The sequence below is a fragment of the Tranquillimonas alkanivorans genome, assembly GCF_900115595.1.
Classification (GTDB): Bacteria; Pseudomonadota; Alphaproteobacteria; order Rhodobacterales; family Rhodobacteraceae; genus Tranquillimonas; species Tranquillimonas alkanivorans.
The window spans coordinates 78605-103402 of record NZ_FOXA01000013.1 but is presented as its reverse complement, the minus strand read 5'-3'; the positions used below and the strand labels follow the sequence as shown (position 1 = coordinate 103402).

Annotated in this window: 31 protein-coding genes; 16 read left to right on the top strand and 15 right to left on the bottom strand. The window is 68.1% G+C overall.

Going from position 1 to position 24798, the window contains the following annotated elements:
- Nucleotides 1–35 precede the first annotated feature (35 nt).
- The 5 genes from BM162_RS15475 to BM162_RS15455 all read left to right on the top strand — a co-directional run bounded on the left by BM162_RS15475 (nt 36) and on the right by BM162_RS15455 (nt 6078).
- Nucleotides 36–1292 (top strand): imelysin family protein, encoded by a 1257-nt coding sequence (locus BM162_RS15475; protein ID WP_093423879.1) that lies wholly within the window; start codon nt 36–38, stop codon nt 1290–1292.
- Between the two features lie 56 nt (nt 1293–1348).
- On the top strand, nt 1349–2902 hold the full coding sequence (locus tag BM162_RS15470; RefSeq protein ID WP_177215180.1) for a di-heme oxidoreductase family protein: 1554 nt from the start codon (nt 1349–1351) through the stop codon (nt 2900–2902).
- On the top strand, nt 2902–3885 hold the full coding sequence (locus BM162_RS15465) for an imelysin family protein (protein WP_093423877.1): 984 nt from the start codon (nt 2902–2904) through the stop codon (nt 3883–3885). The genes BM162_RS15470 and BM162_RS15465 overlap by 1 nt, the downstream gene beginning before the upstream one ends.
- A 3-nt stretch (nt 3886–3888) precedes the next feature.
- Nucleotides 3889–4968, top strand: coding sequence for a DUF1513 domain-containing protein (locus BM162_RS15460; protein WP_093423874.1), 1080 nt, complete (start codon nt 3889–3891; stop codon nt 4966–4968).
- Nucleotides 4969–5190: 222 nt separating this feature from the next.
- The gene (locus tag BM162_RS15455; protein WP_093423871.1) at nt 5191–6078 is read left to right on the top strand and encodes a hypothetical protein; all 888 of its coding nucleotides are present in this window, start codon (nt 5191–5193) and stop codon (nt 6076–6078) included.
- A 118-nt stretch (nt 6079–6196) separates the two neighbouring features.
- On the opposite strand, the gene BM162_RS15450 is transcribed toward BM162_RS15455, so the two are convergent.
- From BM162_RS15450 to ffh, 10 genes are all read right to left on the bottom strand, one after another.
- On the bottom strand, nt 6197–7006 hold the full coding sequence (locus BM162_RS15450; RefSeq protein ID WP_093423868.1) for a division plane positioning ATPase MipZ: 810 nt from the start codon (nt 7004–7006) through the stop codon (nt 6197–6199).
- Between the two features lie 328 nt (nt 7007–7334).
- A complete protein-coding gene (rpmE, locus tag BM162_RS15445; RefSeq protein ID WP_093423866.1) occupies nt 7335–7556 on the bottom strand; it encodes a 50S ribosomal protein L31 in 222 nt (73 codons plus the stop codon).
- An 11-nt stretch (nt 7557–7567) separates the two neighbouring features.
- On the bottom strand, nt 7568–7960 hold the full coding sequence (rplS, locus tag BM162_RS15440) for a 50S ribosomal protein L19 (RefSeq protein WP_093423863.1): 393 nt from the start codon (nt 7958–7960) through the stop codon (nt 7568–7570).
- 54 nt (nt 7961–8014) lie between these two features.
- A complete protein-coding gene (gene trmD, locus BM162_RS15435; protein ID WP_093423860.1) occupies nt 8015–8845 on the bottom strand; it encodes a tRNA (guanosine(37)-N1)-methyltransferase TrmD in 831 nt (276 codons plus the stop codon).
- A 124-nt stretch (nt 8846–8969) separates the two neighbouring features.
- Complete coding sequence (locus BM162_RS15430) at nt 8970–9131, bottom strand: DUF1328 family protein (protein WP_093423858.1); 162 nt, start codon at nt 9129–9131, stop codon at nt 8970–8972.
- A gap of 78 nt (nt 9132–9209) precedes the next feature.
- On the bottom strand, nt 9210–9719 hold the full coding sequence (gene rimM, locus BM162_RS15425; RefSeq protein WP_093423855.1) for a ribosome maturation factor RimM: 510 nt from the start codon (nt 9717–9719) through the stop codon (nt 9210–9212).
- 66 nt (nt 9720–9785) lie between these two features.
- Nucleotides 9786–10160: a 30S ribosomal protein S16 gene (gene rpsP, locus BM162_RS15420; RefSeq protein WP_093423853.1), complete on the bottom strand. Its 375-nt coding sequence runs from the start codon at nt 10158–10160 to the stop codon at nt 9786–9788.
- A gap of 44 nt (nt 10161–10204) precedes the next feature.
- A complete protein-coding gene (locus BM162_RS15415) occupies nt 10205–10501 on the bottom strand; it encodes a chorismate mutase (RefSeq protein WP_093423850.1) in 297 nt (98 codons plus the stop codon).
- 56 nt (nt 10502–10557) lie between these two features.
- Entirely contained in the window at nt 10558–11067 is a 510-nt protein-coding gene (locus BM162_RS15410) for a GNAT family N-acetyltransferase (protein WP_093423848.1), read from the bottom strand.
- Between the two features lie 160 nt (nt 11068–11227).
- Nucleotides 11228–12712, bottom strand: a complete 1485-nt coding sequence (gene ffh, locus BM162_RS15405) for a signal recognition particle protein (protein WP_093423845.1) — start codon at nt 12710–12712, stop codon at nt 11228–11230.
- 358 nt (nt 12713–13070) lie between these two features.
- Between ffh and BM162_RS15400 the strand changes: the two genes are divergently transcribed.
- A complete protein-coding gene (locus tag BM162_RS15400; protein ID WP_143096166.1) occupies nt 13071–13319 on the top strand; it encodes a hypothetical protein in 249 nt (82 codons plus the stop codon).
- Between the two features lie 300 nt (nt 13320–13619).
- Here the strand turns inward: BM162_RS15400 and BM162_RS15395 are convergent, their stop codons facing one another.
- Nucleotides 13620–14096: a hypothetical protein gene (locus tag BM162_RS15395; RefSeq protein ID WP_093423840.1), complete on the bottom strand. Its 477-nt coding sequence runs from the start codon at nt 14094–14096 to the stop codon at nt 13620–13622.
- 348 nt (nt 14097–14444) lie between these two features.
- On the opposite strand from BM162_RS15395, the gene BM162_RS15390 reads away from it, so the two are divergent.
- Together BM162_RS15390 and BM162_RS15385 are read left to right on the top strand one after the other, a co-directional pair.
- On the top strand, nt 14445–15332 hold the full coding sequence (locus BM162_RS15390; RefSeq protein ID WP_093423836.1) for a LysR family transcriptional regulator: 888 nt from the start codon (nt 14445–14447) through the stop codon (nt 15330–15332).
- Nucleotides 15329–16270, top strand: a complete 942-nt coding sequence (locus tag BM162_RS15385; protein WP_245759283.1) for a DMT family transporter — start codon at nt 15329–15331, stop codon at nt 16268–16270. Before BM162_RS15390 ends, BM162_RS15385 begins: the two co-directional genes overlap by 4 nt.
- 80 nt (nt 16271–16350) lie before the next feature.
- Here BM162_RS15385 and BM162_RS15380 read toward each other — a convergent pair whose 3' ends face one another.
- On the bottom strand, nt 16351–16692 hold the full coding sequence (locus tag BM162_RS15380) for an ArsR/SmtB family transcription factor (protein WP_093423831.1): 342 nt from the start codon (nt 16690–16692) through the stop codon (nt 16351–16353).
- 218 nt (nt 16693–16910) lie between these two features.
- Between BM162_RS15380 and BM162_RS15375 the strand changes: the two genes are divergently transcribed.
- The 5 genes from BM162_RS15375 to BM162_RS15355 all read left to right on the top strand — a co-directional run bounded on the left by BM162_RS15375 (nt 16911) and on the right by BM162_RS15355 (nt 19473).
- Complete coding sequence (locus BM162_RS15375) at nt 16911–17246, top strand: AtpZ/AtpI family protein (RefSeq protein ID WP_093423829.1); 336 nt, start codon at nt 16911–16913, stop codon at nt 17244–17246.
- 45 nt (nt 17247–17291) lie between these two features.
- Nucleotides 17292–17999: a F0F1 ATP synthase subunit A gene (locus BM162_RS15370; RefSeq protein WP_093423939.1), complete on the top strand. Its 708-nt coding sequence runs from the start codon at nt 17292–17294 to the stop codon at nt 17997–17999.
- A gap of 48 nt (nt 18000–18047) precedes the next feature.
- A complete protein-coding gene (locus BM162_RS15365) occupies nt 18048–18284 on the top strand; it encodes a F0F1 ATP synthase subunit C (RefSeq protein WP_093423826.1) in 237 nt (78 codons plus the stop codon).
- Nucleotides 18285–18364: 80 nt separating this feature from the next.
- Complete coding sequence (locus tag BM162_RS15360) at nt 18365–18919, top strand: F0F1 ATP synthase subunit B' (RefSeq protein ID WP_093423824.1); 555 nt, start codon at nt 18365–18367, stop codon at nt 18917–18919.
- Nucleotides 18916–19473, top strand: a complete 558-nt coding sequence (locus BM162_RS15355; RefSeq protein ID WP_093423821.1) for a F0F1 ATP synthase subunit B — start codon at nt 18916–18918, stop codon at nt 19471–19473. The genes BM162_RS15360 and BM162_RS15355 overlap by 4 nt, the downstream gene beginning before the upstream one ends.
- 131 nt (nt 19474–19604) lie before the next feature.
- Here BM162_RS15355 and BM162_RS15350 read toward each other — a convergent pair whose 3' ends face one another.
- The 3 genes from BM162_RS15350 to BM162_RS15340 form a co-directional block, all read right to left on the bottom strand.
- On the bottom strand, nt 19605–20372 hold the full coding sequence (locus tag BM162_RS15350; RefSeq protein WP_093423819.1) for a FadR/GntR family transcriptional regulator: 768 nt from the start codon (nt 20370–20372) through the stop codon (nt 19605–19607).
- 106 nt (nt 20373–20478) lie between these two features.
- A complete protein-coding gene (locus BM162_RS15345; protein WP_093423937.1) occupies nt 20479–21144 on the bottom strand; it encodes a YiaD family glycine zipper/OmpA-like lipoprotein in 666 nt (221 codons plus the stop codon).
- Nucleotides 21145–21240: 96 nt separating this feature from the next.
- Nucleotides 21241–22092 carry a methylated-DNA--[protein]-cysteine S-methyltransferase gene (locus BM162_RS15340; protein WP_093423816.1) on the bottom strand — a complete coding sequence of 284 codons (852 nt, stop codon included), beginning with the start codon at nt 22090–22092 and terminating at the stop codon, nt 21241–21243.
- Nucleotides 22093–22392: 300 nt separating this feature from the next.
- On the opposite strand from BM162_RS15340, the gene nth reads away from it, so the two are divergent.
- Genes nth through BM162_RS15325 form a run of 3 tightly spaced genes read left to right on the top strand, consistent with a single transcriptional unit; the run spans nt 22393 to nt 24798 of the window.
- Complete coding sequence (gene nth, locus BM162_RS15335; RefSeq protein ID WP_093423814.1) at nt 22393–23037, top strand: endonuclease III; 645 nt, start codon at nt 22393–22395, stop codon at nt 23035–23037.
- Nucleotides 23034–24026, top strand: coding sequence for an adenosine kinase (locus BM162_RS15330; RefSeq protein ID WP_093423811.1), 993 nt, complete (start codon nt 23034–23036; stop codon nt 24024–24026). Before nth ends, BM162_RS15330 begins: the two co-directional genes overlap by 4 nt.
- Nucleotides 24027–24030: 4 nt before the next feature.
- On the top strand, nt 24031–24798 hold the full coding sequence (locus BM162_RS15325; protein WP_093423809.1) for a BglII/BstYI family type II restriction endonuclease: 768 nt from the start codon (nt 24031–24033) through the stop codon (nt 24796–24798).

Here is a 24798-nt window from a genome sequence, read left to right as displayed (position 1 = left end):
CGAGCAGGCGGCCCATCCGGTTCAGGGAGATTTCCATGCGTACCACCATGACCGCCGTCCTGGCGCTCGCCGCCGCCACGCCCGCGCTGGCGCAGAGCAAGGGCGAGGTGCTGGCCACCTATGCCGACATCGCTGCCGCCGCCTACGAAGACAGCCTGATCACCGCCCGCGCGCTCGATGCCGCCATCCAGAGGCTGATCGCCGAGCCGTCCGCGCAGACCCTGCAGGCAGCGCGCGAGGCCTGGCTCCGGGCTCGCGTGCCCTACCAGCAGACAGAGGTCTATCGCTTCGGCAATCCCATCGTCGACGACTGGGAGGGCAAGGTGAATGCCTGGCCGCTCGACGAGGGGCTGATCGACTATGTCGACGCCTCCTACGGCGGAGCCACGGACCAGAACCGATACGCCGCCCTCAACGTCATCGCCAACCCGACCTTTTCGCTTTCGGGTGAAGACATCGACGCGACCGAGATCACGCCAGCCCTGCTGGAAAACGAGCTGCACGAGGCCGACGCGGTCGAGGCCAACGTCGCCACCGGCTACCACGCAATCGAGTTCCTGCTTTGGGGCCAGGACCTCAACGGCACCGACGCGGGTGCGGGAGAACGCCCGTGGACCGACTACGCCACGGGCGAGGACTGCACCGGCGGCAATTGCGACCGGCGCGGCGACTACCTTCAGGCCGCGAGCGACCTGCTGGTCAGCGACCTGGAATGGATGGTCGGCCAGTGGGCCGAGGGCGGCGCCGCACGCGAGGCGGTGCTGTCGGACGAGGATGCGGGGCTGGTCGCCATCCTGACCGGCATGGGCTCGCTGTCCTATGGCGAGCAGGCGGGCGAGCGCATGAAGCTCGGCGTCATGCTCAACGATCCCGAGGAAGAGCATGACTGCTTCTCGGACAATACCCACAACAGCCACTTCTATGACGGGATGGGCATCCGAAACGTCTATTTCGGCGAATACGTCCGCGCCGACGGCAGCGTCGTCTCGGGGCCCAGCCTGTCGTCGCTGGTGGCCGAGGCCGATCCACAGGTCGACGCCGCGCTGCGCGAGGATCTCAACCAGACGATGATCGAACTGGGCCAGCTCAAGACCGCGGCCGAGGCGGGGTTCTCGTACGACCGGATGCTCGAGCGTGGCAACGAGGCCGGCGAGGCGCTGATCATGGACGCCGTGAACGCGTTGGTCGAGCAGACCCGCTCGATCGAACGTGCGGTCGCCGCGCTGGGCGTGGACCAGATCGGTTTCGAAGGCTCCGACAGCCTCGACAACCCCAACGCGGTGTTCCAGTAAGCCGCCAGTCGCGGCGCGGCCCCCGGGTCGCGCCGCATCGCATTCCCGAGGACGACATGACACGCGGACCGAAGCTGCTTTTCCTCGCCACGGTCCTGGCGGGCGGCGCGGCCCTCGCCGCACCCACCGACGACCTGGCCGCGCCGCACCTGGACGTGATCCCGCGCACCGCGGAAGAGTCCGCGCGCATCGCCAGGATCGTGCAGCCCGCCAGCGACTTAACCGCAGCCGAGCCGTTCGAGGCCAACCCCGCCGGCGCCGCCACCGTGCGCGCGCGCAGCGATGCCGACGCCTTCTCCCTGCCGTCCGGAAACATCCCGTTCGAGCGCGAGCTGGACTTCAAGGTCGGCAACGGGCTGTTCAGGAAGCTCTGGGTGTCGTCCCCGTCCTCGACCCGCGCGTCCGACGGGCTGGGCCCGCTTTACAACGCGCGCTCGTGCCAGCGCTGTCACCTCAAGGACGGGCGCGGCCATCCGCCCGAGGGGCCCGACGACGACGCCACCTCGATGTTCCTGCGTCTTTCGGTTCCCGCCGCGCCGGACCAGGAGATGAGCGAGATCGAAGCGTTCCTGCTTTCCATCGAGGACGCCACGCCCCGCACGCGACCCGAGCCGACGTATGGCGGCCAGCTTCAGGACTTCGCCGTGCAGGGCCACGCCGCCGAGGGCAAGCTGGGCGTCACCTACGAAGAGGTCGAGGTCGAATTGTCGGACGGCGAGACCGCCACGCTGCGCGAACCGACCTACACCGTTGAAAACCAGGGGTACGGCCCGCTTCACCCCGACACGATGCTGTCCCCCCGCGTCGCTCCGCCGATGATCGGGTTGGGTCTGCTGGAAGCCGTGCCCGCCGCCGACATCCTCGCCCACGCCGACCCCGACGACGCGGACGGCGACGGCATCTCGGGCAAGGCGCAGATCGTCTGGTCGTTCGAGCACGACCGCCCGATGCTCGGCCGCTTCGGCTGGAAGGCCGGCGCGCCGACCATCCGCGAGCAATCCGCCAGCGCCTTCGCGGGCGATATCGGCATCTCGAACCCGATCTTCACAGCGCCCGGCGGCGATTGCACCGACGCGCAGGCCGGCTGCCTCTCGGCCCCCCACGGCGACGACGAGGTGCGCGGCCAGGAGATCGATGCCGAAGGGCTGGACCTCGTCACCTTCTATTCCCGCAACCTCGGCGTGCCCGCCCGGCGCGACATCGAAGACCGCGAGGTGCTGCGCGGCAAGCAGGTCTTCTACGACACCGGCTGCGCGTCCTGCCACACGCCGAAGTTCGTCACTCACCGGCTGGAAGATCAACCCGAGCAGAGCTTCCAGCTGATCTGGCCGTACACGGACATGCTGTTGCACGACATGGGCGAGGGGCTGGCCGACCACCGCCCCGAGGGCCGCGCCACGGGGCGCGAATGGCGCACCGCGCCGCTCTGGGGGATCGGCCTGACCGAGCAGGTGAACGGCCACACATACTTCCTGCACGACGGTCGCGCGCGCTCGCTCCTCGAAGCCGTGCTCTGGCACGGGGGCGAGGCGCAGGAGGCCCGCGATCGCGTCGTCGGGATGCCGAAGCCCGACCGCGACGCCCTGATCCGTTTCCTGGAGAGCCTGTGATGCGCCACCTCGCCGCCGCCTTGATCTTCGCCGCCAGTCCCGCTTTCGCCGGGGTGGAGGAGGCCATCGACGACCACATCCTGCCCGCCACCGCCGCGTTCGAGGCGGCGACGGAAGACCTGGCCCGCACCGCGCAGGCCGATTGCCGGGCCGAGACCCTCCGCTCCGCCTACCAGGACGCCTTTGACGCCTGGATGGGCATCAGCCACCTGCGCCTCGGCCCGCTCGAGGAAGACGGCCGCGCGCTCGCCATCGGTTTCTGGCCCGACACGCGCGGCATGGTGCAGCGCACCGTCGCGGGGCTTCTGGCCGACGCCGACCCGGTGGTGGAGTCGCCGGAGGCGTTCGCCGAGGTCTCGGTCGCCGGGCGCGGGCTCTTCGCGCTGGAACGGCTGCTCTACGACGACGCGGTGTCGGGCTATGGGGCGGACGACTATGCCTGCGCGCTCGCCACCGCCATCGCCCGCGACCTGCACCGCATGGCCGAGGACATCGACACCGAGTGGCGCGAGGATTTCGCCGCCACGCTTCGCACGGCGGGGAAGCCCGGCAACGATACCTTTCTGACGGATAAAGAGGCCGCGCAGGCGCTTTACACAGCGTTGACCACGGGGCTCGAATTCACGAAGGACCAGCGCCTCGGCCGGCCCATGGGGACCTTCGACCGCCCGCGCCCCGAGCGGGCAGAAGCCCGCCGCGCTGGTCGGTCGCTGCACAACGTCGAACTGTCGCTCGAGGCGCTGCGCGACCTTGCCCGCGCCCTCGCCACCGGTCCGACCCCGGACACCGAGGCCGCATTCGCCGCCGCGCTCGAACTGGCAGCCGAACTCGACCCCGTACTGGCCGATGTGGCGCAGGTGCAGGGCCGGTTCGAGGCCGAGATCCTCCAGCAGCGGATCGAGGCGATCCAACACGCCGTCGCCAACGAGATCGGCGTTACGCTGGGCGTTTCGGCGGGCTTCAACGCCACCGACGGAGACTGAGCCATGACCACGCGACGCGGATTCCTCGCCTCGGCCCTCGCCGCCGCCGCCATTCCCCGGCTCAGCTGGGCCGACGCCGGCGCGCCCGCCTACCTTGGCGCCGCGCGCGAGGCGGACGGCGCCTTTGCGCTCTTCGGCCTGTCGGCCACGGGCGACGACCTGTTCCGCATCCCGCTGCCCGACCGGGGCCATGCCGCCGCCGCGCATCCGGACGCGCCCGAGGCCGTGGCCTTCGCCCGCCGCCCCGGCACCTTCGCGCTGGTTATCGACTGCGCCACCGGCCAGGTGCGCCACCGGCTTGAGGCGCCGGAGGGGCGGCACTTCTACGGCCACGGCGCCTTCATCGACGGCGGCGAAACGCTGTGCACGACCGAGAACGACTTCGGGACCGGCGACGGCCGCATCGGCCTGTGGTCCCGCTCGGCCGGGTATCGGCGGATCGGCGAGATCGCGAGCCACGGCACCGGCCCGCACGACATCAAGGTGCTGCCGGGCGACGTGCTGGTGGTCGCCAATGGCGGCATCCGCACGCATCCCGATAAAGGGCGCGAGAAGCTGAACCTCGACACGATGCGCCCGAGCCTGGTCTACCTCGACGCCGAGGGCGCGCTGCTCGACAAGGTCGAGCTGGAGCGGGACCTCCACAAGAACTCGATCCGCCATCTGGCCGTGCGGCCGGACGGACTGGTGGCGTTCGCAACGCAGTGGCAGGGCGCTCCGTCCGACGGTGTGCCGCTCCTGGGCCTGCACAGGCGCGGCGCTGCGGCAAAGCTCGCCGAGGCGGACCTGGCCGAGCAGATCGCGATGCAAGGCTATGCCGGCAGCGTCGCCTTCGCGGGCGACGGACAGAGCGTCGCCATCACCTCGCCCCGCGGCGGGCGGCTGCACCGCTTCGCGCCCGACGGCGCGTTCCTCGGCACCGTGCGGCGCAGGGACGTCTGCGGCCTGGCCCCGGCGCCCGGTGGCTTCCTGGCCTCGGACGGACTGGGGGCGCTGGTGGAAGTGTCCGACCGCCTCAGCCCGCTCGCCAGCCGGGCCGGGCGTGCCTGGGACAACCACCTGATCCGCCTCGACACCGCCTGACCCAACGGTAACCCATGGGTTATCCAATGGGCAGGCATACAAGTATGGGATGTGCGCCGCAGATGCCAAAGTGTCGCCGCATTCTTTGGCCGCGCGGCGGTCGGGCCCCGGTGCGCACGGCGCACATCACCCATCCGAAAGGCGCAAAATTCTCCGCCCGCGCCTTACTGCTGCCCATATGTTCTGCGACATCCTGCCTGTGCGTCACTTCCGGAGCCGGCGATGATCGGGCGAGCTGCCAAAATACTGTCCCGTGCCTTCCCGAACATGTTCTACGCGACCTCGATCGCGTTGCTTCTGGCGGCGCTGGTGATCGTCTATTTGGATAACCAGAAGACCGCCGAGCGTCTTATCGCACTGCGCCTGTCGCCGCCGGCCACCGTTCCGCTCGAGTCGTTCGACGCCGAGCGGCACACGGGGCTGGCGGGCGAGGTTACGCTGCTGGCACAGGCGGACTTGACGGCGCCGGCGCGGGTGACCCATGGCGGGCCGCTGTCGCAGCGCCCGGCGGTCGCCTTCCCGCTGCTGCCCGCTGGGGCCGAGGCCGGCCCGGCGCTGGGCTTCGCGGTCTTCCCGGACGCGGAGCCGGACAACGGTACCGTTCTCTGGCCGCGCTACCTGACCGACGTGCGCGGCGTTGGAAAGCGCGGGCCGCTGGTCGAGCTGAATGGCACGCTGGGGGCTCCGGCGGGATTGGGCGAAGCGGTGCGTGCGGCGCTTTCGGACCGCGCGCTGGACCTCGTCCCATCGCCGGTGGCGGTGACGCCATGGGTGGGATCACGCGCCGCCGCGTTGGCCGAACCGGTCCGGACGGGCGCACGCGTCGTGCTGTTCTGGCTCGCCGCGCTCTGCCTGCTGGCGGGACTGGGCGGCACCTGGTGGAGCAGACGGCGCGAGGCGGCGCAGGAGGATGACAGGCAGATCATGCCGCAGATGTTCGCTGTCCCGTACTTCCAGCCGCTGACCGAAAGCGCCAAGGCGCGCGACCGCTTCCCGCCCTTGCCGGGGCCCGAGGACCCGCGCCTGCGCCCATCGGTGGCTCGTGGCCGCCGCCGCCACCTGCCGGTGCCGCGCCCCGTGCGCCTGAGCGTCGAGCGCAGCGCCCGCTGATCGCCGGCGAGGCGGTCGGAGCGTTTACCAAAGCTTCAGAAGGTCGTGGAAAGCGTGCTGCGGTCGACCGTCTTGCCGCCAATCCGGCGCCGACCGTGGGCGCACGGAGTGCCGCGCCTCAGAAGTCGATCTTGACGCCGGGCAGGTCGAGCTCGCGCACGAGGTCCCGCAGCTCTTGCCGGGCCGCGATGTTCGACATGTTCAGGTTGCCCACGCCGACATCCTTGAGGTCCAGCAGGGTCAGGCCGCGCGGAAACAGTTCGCGGAAGATCACGCGTTCCGAGAAGCCCGGCGCGACGCGGAAGCCGATGCGCTTGGCCAGGTTCGTCAGCGCATCCCCCATCTTCTTCTTGTTGTGCATCTGCTGCGCGCCCAGCCGGTTGCGCACCACGATCCAGTCGATGGGCTTGAGCCCGGCCTGCGCACGCAACTGGCGCGCGTTCCACACCATCTCGGAATAGACCGACGGACCGAGGATGCGGTTCGTCCGCCCGTCCACCCGCGCCAGCAGGTCGAAATCCACGAAGCTGTCGTTGAGCGGCGTGATCAGCGTGTCGGCAAGGCTGTGGGCTACCTGGCTGAGCCGCGTGTGCGAGCCGGGGCAGTCGATCAGGATGAAGTCGCTGCTTTCCTCGAGCTCGGCCACGGCGGCCGAGATGCGGCGGTCGTGCGGGTTCTCGCCCTCGGCCAGCGTCGCCTGGTCGACCTCGGGGAGTTCGCGGTAGTCGGGGCAGGGCAGATCGAGCCCTTGCCCGGCACAGAAGGCCAGGCGGTTCTCGACGTAGCGACCGAAGCTTTTCTGCCTGAGATCGAGGTCCAGCGCGCCCACGCGGTGCCCCATGCGCACCAACGCGGTGGCTACGTGCATCGAGGTGGTGGACTTGCCGGAGCCACCCTTTTCGTTCCCGACGACGATGATGTGGGCCACTTTCGTGTTCCTGCTTTGCGATTGGCTGGGGTTCGCGCCGCGCGCGGTTTTCCGCCGACACGCTACGGCGGAGCAAGATGTATTGGAAGGCACGCCGCCGGGCAACGGCGGGATCAACGACATCTTGCGTGCGCTGTGGGTCGCCTGCGCCACACCCTGCGTCGTGTGCGGCGGGCGGGGTAGGGGGCTGTCCGCCCCCTCTGACCCTGCGGGTCATTCACCCCCGAGGATATTTCAGGACCGAAGATTGTGCGGGGCGGGTATTCCGTCCGTGCAAAAGAAAAGCGGGCCCCGAAGGACCCGCTTTCCGATCTCGTATCCGGGTGGCTCAGAAGCCGAGGCCTTCGTACTTCTTCTTGAAGCGCGAGACGCGGCCGCCGGTGTCCATCAGGCGCGACGTGCCGCCGGTCCAGGCCGGGTGCACCGAGGGGTCGATGTCGAGCGCGATCTGGTCGCCTTCGCTGCCCCAGGTCGATTTCATCTGCACGACGTCGCCGTTGGTCAGCTTGACGTCGATGAGGTGGTAGTCGGGGTGGGTGTCCTTTTTCATCGCGCGTCCTTTCAGGCTTCGGCGGCGGCGCCGGTGTTCTTCGGCTTGTAGTTCGTCTGCTCGGCGATCCGGGCCGACTTTCCGCGGCGCGAGCGCAGGTAGTAGAGCTTGGCGCGACGGACCTTGCCGCGGCGCACCACGGTGATCGAGTCGATGTTGGTCGAGTAGAGCGGGAAGATACGCTCCACGCCCTCGCCGAAGGAAATCTTGCGGACGGTGAACGTGCCGGCGATGCCTTCGCCGTGCTTGCGGCTGATGCAGACGCCTTCGTAGTTCTGCACGCGGGTGCGCGTGCCTTCCGTCACCTTGTAGCCGACGCGGATGGTGTCACCCGCCTTGAAGTCCGGAATATCCTTGCCGAGCTCGGCGATCTGCTCGGCTTCCAGTTGTGCGATCAGGTTCATCTGATCCGCTCCTTTATGTCGCTCACGGTTTTCCCGCGAAGTTTGGGCGCGTCCTCAGAGCTCTTGGTCTCCTTCCGGGTCCATGCCGTGCGCCGCACGGCATGCCCGCCAGAGGTCAGGACGTCGTTCCTTGGTCAGCCTTTCGGCTTCGGCCCTCCGCCAGTCGGCGATCTTCGCGTGATGCCCGGAGAGGAGAACTTCGGGTATCTCGCGGCCTTCCCAGACGGTGGGCCGTGTGTACTGCGGGTGTTCGAGCAAACCTTCGGAGAACGATTCCTCCTCGGTCGACGCCTGATTCCCGAGCACGCGCGGTATAAGTCGGACGGTGGCGTCAAGCAAGGCCTGCGCGGCGATCTCGCCGCCGGTGAGGACGAAGTCGCCAAGGCTGACCTCCTCGATGCCGTAATGGTCGATCACGCGCTCGTCCACGCCCTCGAACCGGCCGCAGAGCAGGGTGATCCCGTCGGTGCGGCTGAAGCGTTCGGCCATGCGCTGGTCGAAGGGCCGGCCGCGGGGCGAGAGGTAGACGACCGGCCAGCGGGCGCGGTCGGCGGGCGTGTCCTGCTGTGCATGGGCGATGGCGCGGCCGACGACGTCGGGGCGCAGCACCATCCCGGCACCGCCGCCGGCGGGCGTGTCATCGACGTTGCGGTGCTTGCCCACGCCGTAGGGGCGCAGGTCGATGGTTTCGAGCCGCCACAGGCCGTCCTGCAGCGCCTTGCCGGTGAGCGAGGCGCCGAGGACGCCGGGGAAGAGGTCGGGAAACAGCGTGATGACGCGGGCCTGCCAGGCGCCGGCGAGGTGCGGCGTGTCGGTCATCAACTCGCGCGGCCGAGCCGTGGCGCGGATGGAGAGCCGGCCGTGAGAGCGGGTGGGGGTGGTCATGCGCCTTCTCCGACGGGGCAGCCGCTTGGGCCGGAGGGCAGCGCGCAGCGCCCGCCCCGTGGAAAGCGGGGCGGGCGCTGCCCGGGCCGCTGGCCCGGGCGGTCGTATCGAGCGCGGACCGGTCCTAGGCGATCGCGATGATCCCCAGCAGCACAAGCAGGAAGAGCACCAGCACGATGCCGATCAGGATCTTGGCGCCGGTCAGCGCGGCGCCGGAGATGCGGCCGAAGCCCAGCAGCGCCGCGACCGCGGCGACCACGAGCAGGATGAGAATGAGTTCGAGCATGGATTGACCTTTCACTGTCCCTTTCGTCTGGACAGGGAACGGTCCAGGAAACCTGTTGTTCCTGTTGCTTGCGGGCGCTCACTCGAACAATCCCTCGGGCGGATCGGCCACGATGCGACCCTGCGACAGGTCGACCGTCGGCACCGCTTCGCGCGTGAAAGGAAGAAGGACGGTGCGGCTCTGGCCCGAACGTCGGACCTCGAGCAGGTCGGAGGCGCCGTGGTTTAGCACCGCGGTCACGCGGCCCAGCTCGGTCCCGCCGGTATCGTGGACGGCGAGGCCGATAAGGTCGGCATGATAGAATTCGTCGTCGGGAAGCGAGGGCAGCCGGTCGCGCGGGGCGAAGAGCCGCACGCCCCGCAGGGCGTCGGCGTCTTCCTTGGTCCGCACGCCCGACAGGCGGGCGAGCAGGCCGTTGCTGGCCTGCCCGGTCAGGCGGACGTCGAAGCTGCGCGCGCCGTCCTGGGTGGTCAGCGGACCGTATCCGGCGATGGCCTCGGCCTCGGCGCAGAAACTTTTCAGCCGCACCTCGCCCTTGACCCCGAAGGCGCCCGCGATGGCACCGACGCAGACCTTGTCTTCAGCCATGCCTGCTCCCGCCCTTGGCGGCGGGGCGCGGGGCCCCGCCGGTCATGTACCCGGAAAAGGGGCGGATTACTCCGCGCCTTCCTCGGCCGGGGTCTCGGCAGCAGCGGCGGCCTTGTCGGCCTTCGCCTGTGCGCGCTCCTGCGCGGCCTTGCCCGGCTGGGCCTTCTTGGGGTTGTTGCGCTCGGCCTTTTCACGGATGCCGGCGTTCTCGAGGAAGCGGGCCACGCGGTCGGTCGGCTGCGCGCCCTGGGCGAGCCAGTACTGCACGCGCTCGAGGTTCATGATGACCCGGCGCTCGTCGTCCTTGGCCAGGAGCGGGTTGTAGGTGCCCAGCTTCTCGAGGAAGCGACCGTCGCGGGGCATCCGCGAGTCGGAGGCGACGATCGAGTAGTGCGGACGCTTCTTCGAGCCGCCGCGGGCAAGACGGATTTTCATGGCCATTTGCGTTACTCCTTTGAAATGGCGCGTTGGGGCGCGGGTGCGCCTTACGACTGGTGTGCCTCGTGGTGCCGGATGACTTCGGCGATGATGAAGGCGAGGAACTTCTTGGCGAACTCGGGATCGAGATCGGCGGCGTTCGCCAGATCTTCGAGCCGCGCGATCTGGGCCTCTTCGCGGGCGGGATCGGCGGGAGGAAGGTCGTGCTCGGCCTTGAGCCGGCCCACCGCCTGGGTGTGCTTGAAGCGCTCGCCGAGGGTGTAGACGAGAATCGCGTCGAGGCGGTCAATGCTCTCTCGATGCTCTTTCAGAAGCGCGGCGGCGCGGGCGGTGGCGTCGGACATTGGCGGCTCCGATTGTGCATTCCGTACGTTCCCGGCGCGAGGATGTACGTTTTCCATCACACGTGCTCCGGCCGGGGATGGCGGTAGACGACGTCGCCGGCGTCGGGCCGCGCGGCATCCGGGTCGGGCCGCGCGCCGAGGCGTTCGGCAAGCGCGAGCGACCTGCCATTGTCGGGGTCGATGTAGCTGACCAGCGTCTCGAAGCCGAGATCGCGGAAGGCGAAGGCGCGCGCGGCGGTCGCCGCCTCGGCGGCAAAGCCGTGGCCTTCATGCCCCTCGAACAGGAGCCAGCCGAGTTCGCGCTCGGGGAAGTGCGGGGGGCGGTTGAGGCCGACCTGCCCGACGAGCGCGCCGTCCTCCTGCCGCTCGACCGCCCAGGCGCCGAAGCCCAGGATCTCCCACTGGCCGACATCGGCCCCGAAGCGGAACCACGCGTCGCGGCGCGACAGCGGCCCGCCCATGTGGCGCGCGCGGTCGGTCGCGAAGAGTGCGGCGAAGGGCTCGAAATCCTCGGCGACGTGGGGACGCAGGCGCAGGCGGGCGGTTTCGATGGTGGGTGCGCTCATGCCGCGATCTCCGCGGCGGGGACGTGATCCATCGGACGCGCTGCCGCGCGTCGTGCATGCATCCAGTGGCGCGTGATCGCGCCGGGGCAACCGATGCCGCGGGTCGAGGCGTCGGATCGCCTCCGGCGGGAGTATTTGGAGCAAGAGGAAAACACCCGCCTCACCGCTTCTTGCCGAAGCCCGAGAGACCGGGGGGCAGGCCTGCGCCGCCGCCCATGCCGGGGAAGCCTGCGGGCATCTTGCCCGAGGCCATCTGCGCCTGCGCCGCCTCGATCTCGGCCTGGCTGGGGCCGCCCTTGCCGAAGAGCCCGCCCATGGCCTGCTTGAGCATGCCGCGGCCGCCCTTCTTGCCGAGCTTCTTCATCATGTCGCCCATCTGGCGGTGCATCTTGAGAAGCTTGTTGAGTTCGGACACCTCGAGCCCCGCGCCGGCGGCGATGCGCTTCTTGCGCGACGCCTGGAGCACCTGCGGGTTGGCGCGTTCCTTCTTGGTCATCGAGTTGATGAGGGCGATCTGGCGGCGGATGATCGAGTCGTCGAAGCCGGCCTCGGTCATCTGCTTCTGCATCTTGCCCATGCCGGGCATCATGCCCATGAGCCCTTCCATGCCGCCCATCTTCATCATCTGCTCGAGCTGCATGCGCAGGTCGTTCATGTTGAACTGACCCTTGCTCATGCGCTTCATCATGCGCTCGGCCTGTTCGGCCTCGAGCGTCTGCTGGGCCTTTTCCACGAGCGAGACGATGTCACCCATGCCGAGGATGCGGCCGGCGATGCGCTCGGGGTGGAATTCCTCGATCGCGTCCATCTTCTCGCCCAGGCCGACGAACTTGATGGGCTTGCCGGTGACCGCGCGCATCGACAGCGCGGCGCCGCCGCGGCCGTCGCCGTCCATCCGGGTGAGGACCACCCCCGAGACGCCGATCTTGCCGTCGAACTCCTCGGCCACGTTGACCGCGTCCTGGCCGGTCAGGCCATCGACGACCAGCAGCGTTTCGCGCGGGGAGACGGCGTCGCGCACGGCGGCGGCCTGGGCGATCAGCTCCTCGTCGATGTGCAGCCGACCCGCGGTGTCGAGCATGTAGACGTCGTAGCCGCCCAAGCTGGCCTGGGTCTTGGCGCGCCTGGCGATGGTGACCGGGTCCTCGCCCTTGACGATGGGCAGGGTGTCGACGCCGATCTGCTGGCCGAGGATCGCCAGCTGCTCCATCGCGGCGGGGCGGTTGGTGTCGAGCGAGGCCATCAGGATGCGCTTGTTCTGCGTATCCTTGAGCCTCTTGGCGAGCTTGGCGGTCGTCGTCGTCTTGCCCGAACCCTGCAGGCCGACCATCAGGATCGGGGCGGGGGCGTTGTCGATCTTGAGCGCGCCCGGCTCGCCTTCGCCCGAGAGGACGTTGACAAGTTCGTCGTGCACGATCTTGACGACCTGCTGGCCCGGCGTGACCGACTTCGTGACGGCCTGGCCGGTGGCCTTGTCCTGCACCGCCTTGACGAAGTTGCGCGCCACCGGAAGCGATACGTCGGCCTCGAGCAGGGCGACGCGGACTTCGCGCAGGGCGGTCTTGACGTCGTCTTCGCTGAGCGCGCCCTGCTTGGTCAGGCGGTCGAAGACGCCGGAGAGGCGGTCTGACAGGTTCTCGAACATCGCGTCTCGGCTCCTTCCACCGTTGCACTTTGGGGCGAACGTAGGAACGCCCCGCTCAAACGCCAAGCGCTCCTACGGGCGCAACGCGCTGGTAGGAGGCGATCCCGGCCACAGGCCAAGGGACCGGAAGTCTGGCGGCTTCCGGAGTTGCGTGGGGGGATAGGCGGGAACCGGCGCGGCGTCAAGTGGCTTGCAGAGAAGGGCGTGACACGAAGGCAGCACCGCCCTAGGGTTTAGTGCGACGCACTGTAGACGCGGATGTTGCAAAAGAGTTAATGCGAGCCCGTGCGTGCAATATTCGCTTGAATGAGCCGGCATTCGTGGAAATGCTGGGGCAAAACGCAACAGGAGTTAGATGATGAAATTCACTACGATTCTCGCGGCCGGCATCCTCGCGTCCTCGCAGGCGTTCGCCGGCGGTCTTGCTGGTGCCACGGAAGAGGCGGACGTCGTGCGGCCGACCGCCGTCGTGCCGGTCGGCGCGGGCGCGATCAGCCCGTGGCTCATCGCCGGTGGTGCTCTTGCAACGGCTGGTGTGGTCGCAGCGATCGCCGGTGACGACGATGACGGCACGACCACGACGACCACTACGGTCGTTGATGAGTGATTCTTCAGTTTCCGATGTAGAAAAAGGGCGCCTTTAGAGGCGCCCTTTTTTGTTTGAGGTGTTGGTTTGAGTCGCATCGCACGGAGATTGGCCGAGGGCCAAGGCGGTGTGGCGTTCATCTCTGCTTTCGTGACAGCTTGATCCGCGCTGGCGCGGTTGTCGCCAGTTGCTGGCCACACGGCTTGGGCGGGTCTACGATCGCGCTCCTGTGCGGCATCATCGGCGACAAGCGCGCGAAGCAGTGCTTACGCGGGGCGCTTAATGGCGCCCCGCGTTGTGCATGATGTGTATGGCGCGATCTCAGTCGTCTTCGCGCGCGTTGCGTTTGGCACGCAGCACGGCGAGTTCGCGGACCGAGTAGTTCGAGGGCTCCACGCCCAGATCATAGGCCAGTTGGCGCTTCGCCGCGGTCGTTCCGGCGGATATGTCGGCCCCGGCTCCGGCCAGAAGGTTCTTCAGGCGGAAGTCGTCGTTCTCTTCCAGCGCGCGGCGGATGAGCTGAAGTTCGGCCGCCGTGTAATCTGTCGTGTCCAGATCAAGTGCGCGGGCGAAGGCCGGTGCGGCGGCGGAGCGTGTCGAGGGGGCGTCGGCTTGTTCGAGAACGTAGTTCACGATGAAACGGTTGTCCTCGGCGCGCGCCGATTTCAGGCGGACGAGTTCCGCCGCGGTATACTGTTCAGGCTCCACGCCGAGGGAGCGGGCGAGTTGCGCGTTGTCGGCGAAAGCGGGAGCGGCGAGGCCGAGGGTGGCGGCGGCGATGATCGTTTTACCGAGCATGTCTCAGTGTCCTTTCTGTCTTTGTCTCGGGCCGCGAGGCGGCCGGTAAATCTGCGGCGGACGGCGGTGCGTCCGTCGTGGCAGACAGATGCTCTTCGACCGGGGCAGGGGAAAGGACGCTGATGAGCTACATCCTAGTGCGCAGATGCACAGAGAGAAGGTGTTGAAAATCATACGGGAAGGCCGGGGATCGGAGTCTGTGCGGGGCGGTACGTATTTGTTGTGCATTCCTGCTAGGCAAAGCCGGGATTGCGCCGGAGGAGCCGCCGGCGGGTCTGCAACGGCGCGGGGCGCTTGCAATCTTTTCCCGCGTGCCGTTGAAAGGAGGCCCTATAGCGGAGCAGGACGATGGCCGTCAGCAACTGGGACGAGATCCGAACGGCGTATCACGTGGCGCGGCTGGGCACGGTCAGTGGCGCTGCGGATGCGCTGGGGGTGCACCATGCCACCGTGATCCGGCATATCGACGCGCTCGAGTCGATGCTGGGCGTCAAGCTGTTCCAGCGCCACGCGCGCGGCTATACGGCGACCGAGGCGGGGCAGGACCTGCTGCAGGTGGCGCAGGCCACGGACGATCAGTTCACGCAGCTCGTCGGCCGGATACGCGGGCGGGGCGAGACGGTGTCGGGCGAGCTGGTGATCACCTCGCTCGCTTCGCTCTCACCGCGGCTGACGCCGGTGCTGGCGGACTTCCAGGCGGCGCATGACGGGCTGCTGGTGCGATACCTGACCGACGAGCGGGTGTTCCGGCTGGAATACGGCGAGGCGCACGTCGCGATCCGCGCGGGCGCCGCGCCGGAAGAGCCCGACAACGTTGTCCAGCCCTTCGTGACGATGCAGTTCGGCCTCTATGCCACGCATCGCTATGTCGAGCGGTTCGGGCGGCCTTCGGGCGACGACGACCTGACCGGCCACCATTTCGTGGCGCAGGACGACCGGTCCAACCGCGCACCGTTCCATCGCTGGCTGACGGCGAACGTGCCCGAGGCCTGCGTGACCTTCCGCGGCACCGACGAGCGGGTGCTGCGCGACGCGGTGCTGGCGGATGTGGGGATCGGCTTCGTCTCGACGCTCGAGGCGGACGATCACCCGGACCTTGTGCAGGTCATGCCGCCGCGGCCGGAATGGGCGGCGCCGCTGTGGCTCGTGACGCATGTAGACCTGCACCGGACCACGAAGGTGCAGGCGTTCCTGACGCACCTGAAGGAGGCGGCGAAGAGCTGGCCCTCGACGTGAGCGATCACGCCCGCGGGCACCTCGCGATGCTGGTCTTCTCGACCTTCGTCGCCGGTTCTTTCGTGCTGGGATCGATGGCGGCGAACCACATCGCTCCGACGGCGCTGAACGCGGTGCGCTTCGCGGCGGCCTCGATCCTGCTGGGGGTGATCGCCGGCTCGACCTCGGGGCTCAAGGCGTGGCACGCGCGGGCGCCGTGGCGCTACGTCGTGCTGGGCGGGATGTTCAGCCTGTACTTCGTCATGATGTTCGAGGGGCTGAAGACAGCCGATCCCGTCTCGGCCTCGGCGGTGTTCACGCTGACGCCCGCGATGTCGGCGCTCTTCGCCTGGCCGCTTCTGCGGCAGGGCACGTCGCGCGGAACGGCGGCGGCGCTGGTCGTGGGCGGGGCCGGGGCATTGTGGGTTATCTTCAAGGGTGATCTGGGCGCGCTCGTCCGGCTTGAGGTCGGGCGGGGCGAGTTCATCTATTTCTGGGGCTGCGTGGCGCATGCTCTCTATATTCCCATGGTGCGCATCCTGAATCGGGGCGAGCCGGCGCTGAGCTTCACGTTCTTCACGCTGCTGGGCTCGTGCGCGGTGCTGCTGGTCTGGGGCTGGGGCGACATCGCGGCGACCGATTGGATGGCGCTGCCGCCGATTGTGTGGATCACGATCGGCTATACCGCGATCTTCGCGACGGGCGCGACCTCCTTCCTGCTGCAATACGCGTCGCTGCGCCTGCGGGCGGCGAACGTCATGGCCTATACCTATCTCACGCCGTCCTGGGTGATCCTGTGGGGGATCGCCCTGGGAGCGCCGTTGCCGGGGCTCTGGGCCTTGGGCGGGATCGCGCTGACCATCCTGGCGCTGGTGTTGCTGTTCCGCCTGAGCAGCAGTGCGGAACGGCAGCGGCAGGAACCGACTGCGCCGGCGAAAGGTTCATCTCCGGCACGTTGAGGAGGCCGGAAATGAACCAGATCATCTATATCGTCGGACTTGTCGTCATCGTCCTGGCCATCCTGAGCTTCCTCTGAAGCTCAGGCGGCGGGATCGGCGGGGGCGTCCAGCTCCTGTGCCAGGAAGCGTTCGAAGGCGTCCAGATGGACCGGCTCGAACTGGCCGAAGCCCTGCATCCAGACCGATGCCTCGCGCAGGGCGTCGGGCTCGAGCTTGCACCACTTCACCCGGCCGCGCTTTTCCTGGCTGATCAGCCCGGCGGCGGCGAGGATGCCGAGGTGCTTCGAGATCGCGGCAAGCGACATGTCGAAGGGATCGGCCACGTCGGTTACGGCCATGTCGTCCTCGAGCAGCATCGACAGGATGGCGCGCCGCGTCGGGTCGGCGAGGGCGGCGAAAACGGTGTCGAGGCTGGGGCGCATCGGCGGGATATAAGGGCGCCGCCGGCCGTTGGTCAACCTGAAGGTTGAATATGGATCGGCGCGCCGGACGCAGGGGCAGGCGGCGACGTCCAAATTCAGCGCCAGACGAAATCTAGCAAAAACAGACACTTGTCGCGGATTTTTCCGCGGTGCAGCGCGCTTGACTCGGGCGGGTCCTGTTTCTAGTGTCCGCCCGACTTCCGAGGGGCCCCGGTGACATGGCCGACGATCCAGACAAGGCACGCATGCGTGCGCTCGAAGAGCGGATCGCCAAGGCCAAGAAAGCGCAGGAGCCGGCCCCCCGGTCCGAGAGCCATTACTCGCACGGCGAACTCGCCTGGCGGATGGTGATCGAACTGACGGCCGGTCTGATGATCGGTCTTGGCATCGGGTACGGGCTCGACGTGCTGTTCGGCACGCTGCCCGTTTTCCTTGTGCTGTTCGTGCTGCTGGGCTTCGCGGCCGGCGTTAAGACGATGCTGCGCACCGCGAAGTCGGTCCAGCTTGGGCATGATGAGGCGGATCAACCCGCCGACGGGGACGAGAGGAACTGAAACGTGGCGACGGAAGCGGAAACCGGCGGCTTTAACATCCACCCGATGGACCAGTTCATCGTCTCGCCGCTCTTCGGTGACGGCGAGGTGCACTGGTACACGCCGACGAACGTGACGCTCTGGATGGCGATCGGCGTGCTCTGCGTTGTGCTGCTGCTGGTCGTGGGTACCCGCGGCCGCGCCGTGATCCCGTCGCGTCACCAGTCTCTGGCCGAGCTGACCTATGGCTTCGTGCACAAGATGGTCGAGGACGTGACCGGCAAGGAGGGGCTGAAGTACTTCCCCTACATCATGACGCTGTTCATGTTCATCCTGGTCGCCAACTTCCTGGGACTGATCCCCGCCGCCTTCACCGTCACCAGCCACATCGCCGTCACGGCCGTGCTGGCGCTGGCCGTGTTCTTCGGCGTGACGATCCTGGGCTTCGTGCTGCACGGAAAGAAATTCCTGGGCCTGTTCTGGGTGACGTCGGCCCCGCTGGCGCTGCGGCCCATCCTGGCCGTGATCGAGCTGATTTCGTACTTCGTGCGTCCGGTCAGCCACTCCATCCGTCTTGCCGGCAACCTGATGGCCGGCCACGCGGTGATCAAGGTGTTCGCCGGTTTCGCCGTCGTCGCCTGGGTCGCGCCGCTTTCTGTGCTCGCCATCACCGCGATCTACGCGCTCGAACTTCTCGTGGCCTTCATCCAGGCCTACGTCTTCACGATCCTGACCTGCATCTACCTCAAGGATGCGCTCCACCCGAGCCACTGACGGTCACGACAACCAAATCCGCCAATTCCATCGCAAGGAGAGAGTTCTATGGAAGGCAACATCGCTGAACTGGGTCAATTCATCGGCGCTGGCCTGGGTGGCCTCGGCACCGGCATCGCCGCCCTCGGGGTGGGCAACGTGGCCGCGAACTTCCTGTCGGGCGCCCTGCGCAACCCGTCGGCCGCCGGCAGCCAGACCGCGACGCTGTTCATCGGCATCGCCTTCGCCGAAGCGCTCGGGATCTTCTCGTTCCTCGTGGCGCTTCTGCTGATGTTCGCCGTCTGATCCTCCTTGTGATCCTTATGACCGGGCGCGGGTGATAACCTCACCCCGCCCGGTTTCTTCCGAGGTTTCAGGGGGACGACATGGCAACCCAAGACATCACGGTTGTGACTACCGAAGATCTCGCCCACGAGAGCGCGTCGGGTATGCCGCAACTCAACGTCGAGACCTTCCCCAATCAGATCTTCTGGCTTCTGATTGCCCTGGTCGCGATCTACTACATCCTTTCCCGCATCGCGCTGCCCCGCATCGCCGCGGTTCTGGCCGAGCGGCAGGGGACGATCACCAACGATCTGGCCGCCGCGGAAGAGCTGAAGCTTAAGGCGACCGAGGCCGAGAAGGCGTATGACAAGGCGCTGGCCGATGCTCGCGCCGAGGCGCAGCGCATTGCGGCGGAGGCGAAGGCTGAAATCCAGGGCGATCTGGACAAGGCCATCGCGGACGCGGACGCGGAAATCGCCGAACGGTCGGCGGAGTCCGAGAAGCGCATCGCCGAGATCCGCGAAGGCGCCATGCAGAGCGTCGAGATCGTCGCGAAGGACACGGCCGAGGCCATCGTCGCCGCCCTGGGCGGCGCCGCCGATGCGGCCACCGTAAACGCGGCCGTCGACGCCCGTCTGAAAAGAGGTGCGGCATGAGAGTTCTGACCATCGCGCTGACGCTGGCCACCGCCAGCCCCGCGCTGGCCGCGACCGGGCCGTTCTTTTCGCTGGGCAACACGAACTTCGTGGTGCTTCTGGCCTTCCTCGTCTTCATCGGCATCCTGATCTATTTCAAGGTGCCCGGGCGTCTGATGGGCATGCTCGACCAGCGGGCCGAGGGCATCCGTTCGGACCTCGACGAGGCGCGCAAGCTGCGCGAGGAAGCCCAGACGCTTCTGGCCTCGTACGAGCGCAAGCAGGCCGAGGTGAAGGAACAGGCTGACCGCATCGTCGCCAATGCCCGCGAGGATTCGCGGGAAGCGGCCGAGCAGGCCAAGCGCGACCTCAAGGACTCCATCGCCCGCCGGATGCAGGCGGCGGAGGATCAGATCGCCTCGGCCGAGGCAGCGGCCGTGCGCCAGGTGCGCGACCGCGCGGTCGAAATCGCCGTCGCGGCGGCGGGCGAGGTCATTGCCAAGCAGATGAGCGCGCAGAAGGCCAATGCGCTGATCGACGACTCGATCAAGACGGTGCAGGCCAAGCTGCACTGAGCAGACGGCCAAGCGGCAAACATCGAACGGCCCGTGCGACAGCGCGGGCCGTTTTCTTGCGTAACGGGCTCATCGGCCGCCTCCGGCCTCTTCGCGCGGGGCGGGACCGGCAGGGAGCGAGGAGCGCCGGCTCAGCGTCCGATTTCGTTCTGGAAGCGCTGGCGGGCAATCTCTTCGTTGCGATCGGCGCGCTGCTGGTCGAGCAGGGCGCGCTCGATATAGCTCAAGTGCGCCTCCACCGCCGCCCGCGCCCCCGGCGCGTCGCGGGCCTGTAGCGCGTCGTTGATGGCGCGGTGCTGATCGAGCAGCATGTCCCGCGTCGTCCGCTGGCGGAACATGACCTGGCGGTTGTAGAAAACGCCCTCGCGCAGAAGCTCGAACATCGACCGCATCATGTGCAGCATCACGACGTTGTGGCTCGCCTCGACGATGGCGAGGTGGAACTGCGCGTCGAGCCGCGCCTCGTCCGCCGGGTTCCGCCCTGCATGGGCGGTCTCCATCTTCTCACAGATCGTGTTGACGACCTTGAGGTCGGTATTCGATCCCAGCCGCGCCGCACGCTCGACCGCGAGCCCCTCCATGTCGCGGCGGAAGGCGATGTAGTCGAACACCGCTTCCTCGTGGGTCGAGAAAAGCCGGGCCAGCGCGGGCGAGAAGGCCGAGCCCAGAACCTCGGCCACGAAGATGCCGCTGCCGGCGCGCGCGGTCAGCAGGCCGCGGTTCTGCAACTCGGCCACCGCCTCGCGCAGGGAGGGGCGCGAGACGCCCAGCTTCTCGGACAACTCGCGCTCGGACGGCAGGCGCTCTCCCGGCCGCAGGACGCCGCGCAGAATCAAAAGCTCGATCTGCCGCACGACCGAGTTCGACAGTTTCTCGGGCTGGACCTTCTGGAAGGGCATCGCATCACCGTCTGGATTGGTTCGGATATATGACCGGCCCCTCTGCCGGGGCAACAAAAAAGGCCGGGCGACGTGTGCCCGGCCTTCCTCGTTTTTTATGTTGCGGTCAGCGCGTGGGGACGATGATGATCTCGACCCGGCGGTTGAGCTGACGGCCTTCGGCGGTCAGGTTCGACGCGATCGGTTCGTTTTCGCCCGCGCCGATCGCCGCGAGGCGGCGGCCCGACACGCCGTTGGTGGCCAGAATGTTCGTCACGGCCTGCGCCCGGCGCTCCGAGAGCTGCTGGTTGTAGGCGGCCGAGCCGGTATTGTCCGTGTGGCCCACGACGCGCACCACCGAGTTCGGGTAGCGTTGCAGGTTCTGCGCCAGCACGCCGAGATCCGACCGCAGCGTCGGTGCGACGGTGGCGCTGTCGGTGGCGAACAGGATGTCTTGCGGCATACGCACGATCAGGCGGTCGCCCGTATTGACCACGTCGATGGCGCCCGACGAAAAGTCGTCGCGCAGTTCCGCCGCCTGCCGATCGAGCTGGTTGCCGATCGCCGCGCCGACGCCGGCGCCAATTACCGCGCCGATGGCCGCGTTGCGGCGCTCCGAGCTTTCACCTTCGGTCAGTGCGCCGATGGCACCGCCGGCCAGCGCGCCGGCCAGTGCGCCCTGTCCGGTGCGCTGAAGGTCCCCGCCGGGGCCGAAGCGGCTCTGCTCGGCGCAGGCGCCGAGGGTGAGCGTTGCGGCAACGGCGCAGATCAGGGTCTTCTTGGTCGTTCTCATCGTGTCCTCGTTGTTCTGTGACACATCTCCAACGCCGTCATACGCCATAAACGGCGCTTGTGCAGGGGAAATTGTCGTCTCGGCGTGGTGTCGCCGTCACAGTTTCGTCTGCGCGGCCTCGGCCGCAAGCAGCGCGCGTTTGACCGGCAGGCCCCAGTGATAGCCGCCCAGCCCGCCGCTTTTGCGCAGGGCGCGGTGGCAGGGGATCAGCCAGCTGACGGGGTTGCGGCCCACGGCGGTGCCCACGGCGCGCACGGCCTTCGGGCTGCCGATAGCGCGGGCGATTTCGCCGTACGTCGTGACGTGGCCGGTGGGAATGGACAGCAGCGCCTCCCACACCTTGATCTGGAACGGCGCGCCGATGAGGTGCAGGGTCGTCTCGCCGCGGCCCGACACGGCGGCCTCGACATGCGGCCTGACGGCGGTGGCGTCTTCGAGGAACGTCGCGGCAGGCCAGCGCGCGGTCATGTCGGCGTAGGCGGCGGCGTCGCCGGTTTCCTCGGCGAAGGCGAGGCCGCAGAGGCCACGATCCGTGGCCATGGCCAGCATCCGGCCGAAGGGGCCGTCGAACCAGCCGTAGCGGACGGTGAGGCCCGCGCCCTTGCGGGCGAATTCGCCGGGGCTCATCGCTTCCCACCGCAGGAAAAGGTCGTGCAGGCGGCCGCCGCCGGACAGCCCGACCTCGGCAGCGGTGTCGAGTGTCGTGAAGCGTGCATCCAGCAGCCGTTTGGCGTGGCCGAGCGTGAGGTATTGCTGGAAGCGCTTGGGCGACACGCCGGCCCAGCGGCTGAAGATCCGCTGGAAGTGAGCGGGCGAGAGGTTCATCTCGGCCGCGATTTCCTCGAGCGTCAGGTCGCGGCCGTCGTCGCTGTCGATCCGCTCGATCGCGCGGCGCATGAGGCGCCAGTGGTAGGTGTGTTCGGTCGTGGGGGGCTGGTGCAGGGTCATCGGCTTGTCTCCTGCGCTCAGAGGTAGGTGAAGGCGCGCGGCGGCGCGACCCGGATTTTGCGGAAAGGCTGGACGTCGCGCGTGAGGAGTGGCCTTGCGCGGGAACAGCGGCGATCGCAGGGCCTCTGTCGTGAGGGCAGGGCACGACCCCGGGCGGCGGCGAAGAGCCCGCTCATGGGGGCGGTCGCGCGCTGCCCGGCCCGCTGGCCCGGGCGGATGGGCGGATGGGCGGAGGGGACGGCGCTTTTCCTTCCGCATCCACCCTTGCCGGCTTGCAGCCCAGCGGGCATACCGCTGCCGATGGCAAAGCAGCTTCCCTATTCCACCGTCCGCGAGATCTTCGAGCGGTTCCACGCCGCCGAGCCCGAGCCGAAGGGCGAACTCGAGCATACGAATGCCTTCACGCTTGTCGTCGCCGTGGCGCTCTCGGCGCAGGCGACCGATGCCGGCGTCAACAAGGCCACGCGGGCGCTGTTCAAGGTTGCCGACACGCCCGAGAAGATGCTGGAACTGGGCGAGGAGGGGCTGACCGAGTACATCAAGACCATAGGCCTCTACCGCAACAAGGCGAAGAACGTCATCAAGCTGTCGCGCATCCTGGTCGAGGAATACGGCGGCGAGGTGCCGTCGTCGCGCAAGGCGCTGCAATCGCTGCCGGGCGTGGGGCGGAAGACGGCGAACGTCGTGCTGAACATGTGGTGGGGCCATCCGGCGCAGGCGGTGGACACCCACATCTTCCGCGTCGCCAACCGCACCGGCATCGCGCCGGGCAAGGACGTGGACGCGGTCGAACGCGCTATCGAGGACAACATCCCGGCGGAATACCAGCGCCACGCGCATCACTGGCTGATCCTGCACGGGCGCTACACTTGTGTCGCGCGCAAGCCGAAATGCCCGGCCTGCCTGATCCGCGATCTCTGTGCATACGAGGACAAGACGGCATGAAGACATTCCAAGTGGTCGGCATCGGCAACGCGATGGTCGACGTCCTGGCCCATTGCGACGACGCCTTCCTGGCCGACACCGGCATCGAGAAGGGCATCATGCAGCTCATAGACATGGAGCGCGCGGTGGACCTTTACGGCAAGATCGGTCCTGCACAGGAGGTCAGCGGCGGCTCCGCGGCCAACTCCATCGCGGGCATCGCGCATCTGGGCGGGCGCACGGCCTACGTGGGCAAGGTGAAGGACGACCAACTCGGCGCCATCTTCACCCACGACCTGCGGGCACAGGGCGCGACCTATGAGACGGCGTTCGCGCCGAAGGACCATGTGGCCGAGACCGGGCGCTGCATCGTGCTGGTCACGCCCGACGGAGAGCGGTCGATGAGCACGTATCTCGGCGTTACCGAGTTCCTCGAAGAAAGCGACATCGACGAGGCGCAGATGGCGGCGGCCGAGTGGATTTACCTGGAAGGCTACCGCTTCGACGGGCCCGAAAGCCACGCCGCCTTCGCCAAGGCAATCGCGGCGGCGAAAGGAGCGGGCGGCAAGGTATCGCTGACGCTCAGCGACCCGTTCTGCGTCGAGCGGCACCGCGACGCCTTCCGCCGGATGATTGCGGAGGACGTGGACCTGCTGTTCGCCAACCGCGCCGAGATCCTGTCGATGTACCAGACCGGGGATTTCGAGGAGGCGCTGAGCCGCGCCGCGGCCGAGGTGGAGTTCGTCGCCTGTACCGAAAGCGAGAAGGGCGCGCACATCATCACCGCGGGAGAGCGAGTGCATGTCCCGGCGGTTCCAACGAAGGTGCACGACGCCACCGGCGCGGGCGACCTGTTCGCTGGCGCGTTCCTGTGGGGGCTGAGCGAAGGGCACGGTCCCGAGATCGCCGGCCGCATGGGCTGCGTCGCGGCAAGCGAGGTGATCAGCCACATCGGTGCGCGGCCCGAGGCCGACCTGAAGGCGCTGTTCCAGAAACACGGGCTGCTCTGACCCGATGCTCGACGATCTGAGGCTGCGCGGGTTCGACATCGCGGTGTCGAACCACGCCGAGGCGATTCTGTCGGTGGACTTCCCGCGCGAGGTGGCCGAACTGGCCGAGGCGCTGACCGCGTTCAGCCTGAGCGCGGGGGAACTCATCGCCTCGGGCGGGGGCGAGGCGCCGTCGACCCAGCGCCTGCGCCGGCGGCTGACGCAGGCGGGATGGACCAAGCACGTGTTCCGCACCGAGACCAAGATCGACGGCAAGGTGCGCCAGGCCCAGAGTCACGAGATCGATCACGTGCGGCGGGCGGTGAAGGGGACGCTCGCGCTCGAGATCGAGTGGAATAACAAGGACCCGTTCTTCGACCGGGATCTCGAGAACTTCCAGCGGCTTCACGCGCAGTCGGCCATCAGCCTGGGCATTGTGGTCACGCGCGGCTCGGCGTTGCAGTCGGGGCTGTTCGACCTGGTCCGCGACTTCGTGACCGAGCAGGGGATCACGGGCGAGAAAGACGTGACGGCGCACGGCATGAAGGACCGCACCCAACGCCAACGGGAAAAGGTGGCGAAGTCCGTCGCGCGGGGCATGCCCTTCGCCGACGCCTTCGCGCGCCAGTTCGTGTCGGACAAGTTCGGGCAGGCGACGACGCACTGGGCCAAGCTCGAGGACCGCGTGAAGCGGGGCGTGGGCAACCCGTGCCCGCTGTTGCTGGTGGGGCTGCCGGCGGCGGCGATCACCGATACGCCGCCGGCCGAGCCGAAGGACGGGCTTCTGTTCTAG

What these genes read in the sequence shown, in the direction of transcription:
- BM162_RS15390 (WP_093423836.1), top strand. Translation starts at nt 14,445, where the DNA reads ATGGCCGTCAGCAACTGGGACGAGATCCGAACGGCGTATCACGTGGCG.
- BM162_RS15400 (WP_143096166.1), top strand. Translation starts at nt 13,071, where the DNA reads ATGAAATTCACTACGATTCTCGCGGCCGGCATCCTCGCGTCCTCGCAG.
- BM162_RS15415 (WP_093423850.1), bottom strand. Translation starts at nt 10,501, where the DNA reads ATGTCCGACGCCACCGCCCGCGCCGCCGCGCTTCTGAAAGAGCATCGA.
- BM162_RS15360 (WP_093423824.1), top strand. Translation starts at nt 18,365, where the DNA reads ATGGCAACCCAAGACATCACGGTTGTGACTACCGAAGATCTCGCCCAC.
- BM162_RS15350 (WP_093423819.1), bottom strand. Translation starts at nt 20,372, where the DNA reads ATGCCCTTCCAGAAGGTCCAGCCCGAGAAACTGTCGAACTCGGTCGTG.
- trmD (WP_093423860.1), bottom strand. Translation starts at nt 8,845, where the DNA reads ATGACCACCCCCACCCGCTCTCACGGCCGGCTCTCCATCCGCGCCACG.
- BM162_RS15330 (WP_093423811.1), top strand. Translation starts at nt 23,034, where the DNA reads ATGAAGACATTCCAAGTGGTCGGCATCGGCAACGCGATGGTCGACGTC.
- BM162_RS15375 (WP_093423829.1), top strand. Translation starts at nt 16,911, where the DNA reads ATGGCCGACGATCCAGACAAGGCACGCATGCGTGCGCTCGAAGAGCGG.
- BM162_RS15410 (WP_093423848.1), bottom strand. Translation starts at nt 11,067, where the DNA reads ATGAGCGCACCCACCATCGAAACCGCCCGCCTGCGCCTGCGTCCCCAC.
- BM162_RS15340 (WP_093423816.1), bottom strand. Translation starts at nt 22,092, where the DNA reads ATGACCCTGCACCAGCCCCCCACGACCGAACACACCTACCACTGGCGC.
- BM162_RS15475 (WP_093423879.1), top strand. Translation starts at nt 36, where the DNA reads ATGCGTACCACCATGACCGCCGTCCTGGCGCTCGCCGCCGCCACGCCC.
- ffh (WP_093423845.1), bottom strand. Translation starts at nt 12,712, where the DNA reads ATGTTCGAGAACCTGTCAGACCGCCTCTCCGGCGTCTTCGACCGCCTG.
- rplS (WP_093423863.1), bottom strand. Translation starts at nt 7,960, where the DNA reads ATGAACCTGATCGCACAACTGGAAGCCGAGCAGATCGCCGAGCTCGGC.
- BM162_RS15345 (WP_093423937.1), bottom strand. Translation starts at nt 21,144, where the DNA reads ATGAGAACGACCAAGAAGACCCTGATCTGCGCCGTTGCCGCAACGCTC.
- BM162_RS15460 (WP_093423874.1), top strand. Translation starts at nt 3,889, where the DNA reads ATGACCACGCGACGCGGATTCCTCGCCTCGGCCCTCGCCGCCGCCGCC.
- rpmE (WP_093423866.1), bottom strand. Translation starts at nt 7,556, where the DNA reads ATGAAAAAGGACACCCACCCCGACTACCACCTCATCGACGTCAAGCTG.
- BM162_RS15325 (WP_093423809.1), top strand. Translation starts at nt 24,031, where the DNA reads ATGCTCGACGATCTGAGGCTGCGCGGGTTCGACATCGCGGTGTCGAAC.
- BM162_RS15355 (WP_093423821.1), top strand. Translation starts at nt 18,916, where the DNA reads ATGAGAGTTCTGACCATCGCGCTGACGCTGGCCACCGCCAGCCCCGCG.
- BM162_RS15430 (WP_093423858.1), bottom strand. Translation starts at nt 9,131, where the DNA reads ATGCTCGAACTCATTCTCATCCTGCTCGTGGTCGCCGCGGTCGCGGCG.
- BM162_RS15455 (WP_093423871.1), top strand. Translation starts at nt 5,191, where the DNA reads ATGATCGGGCGAGCTGCCAAAATACTGTCCCGTGCCTTCCCGAACATG.
- BM162_RS15380 (WP_093423831.1), bottom strand. Translation starts at nt 16,692, where the DNA reads ATGCGCCCCAGCCTCGACACCGTTTTCGCCGCCCTCGCCGACCCGACG.
- rpsP (WP_093423853.1), bottom strand. Translation starts at nt 10,160, where the DNA reads ATGGCCATGAAAATCCGTCTTGCCCGCGGCGGCTCGAAGAAGCGTCCG.
- rimM (WP_093423855.1), bottom strand. Translation starts at nt 9,719, where the DNA reads ATGGCTGAAGACAAGGTCTGCGTCGGTGCCATCGCGGGCGCCTTCGGG.
- BM162_RS15465 (WP_093423877.1), top strand. Translation starts at nt 2,902, where the DNA reads ATGCGCCACCTCGCCGCCGCCTTGATCTTCGCCGCCAGTCCCGCTTTC.
- BM162_RS15470 (WP_177215180.1), top strand. Translation starts at nt 1,349, where the DNA reads ATGACACGCGGACCGAAGCTGCTTTTCCTCGCCACGGTCCTGGCGGGC.
- BM162_RS15395 (WP_093423840.1), bottom strand. Translation starts at nt 14,096, where the DNA reads ATGCTCGGTAAAACGATCATCGCCGCCGCCACCCTCGGCCTCGCCGCT.
- nth (WP_093423814.1), top strand. Translation starts at nt 22,393, where the DNA reads ATGGCAAAGCAGCTTCCCTATTCCACCGTCCGCGAGATCTTCGAGCGG.
- BM162_RS15365 (WP_093423826.1), top strand. Translation starts at nt 18,048, where the DNA reads ATGGAAGGCAACATCGCTGAACTGGGTCAATTCATCGGCGCTGGCCTG.
- BM162_RS15370 (WP_093423939.1), top strand. Translation starts at nt 17,292, where the DNA reads ATGGACCAGTTCATCGTCTCGCCGCTCTTCGGTGACGGCGAGGTGCAC.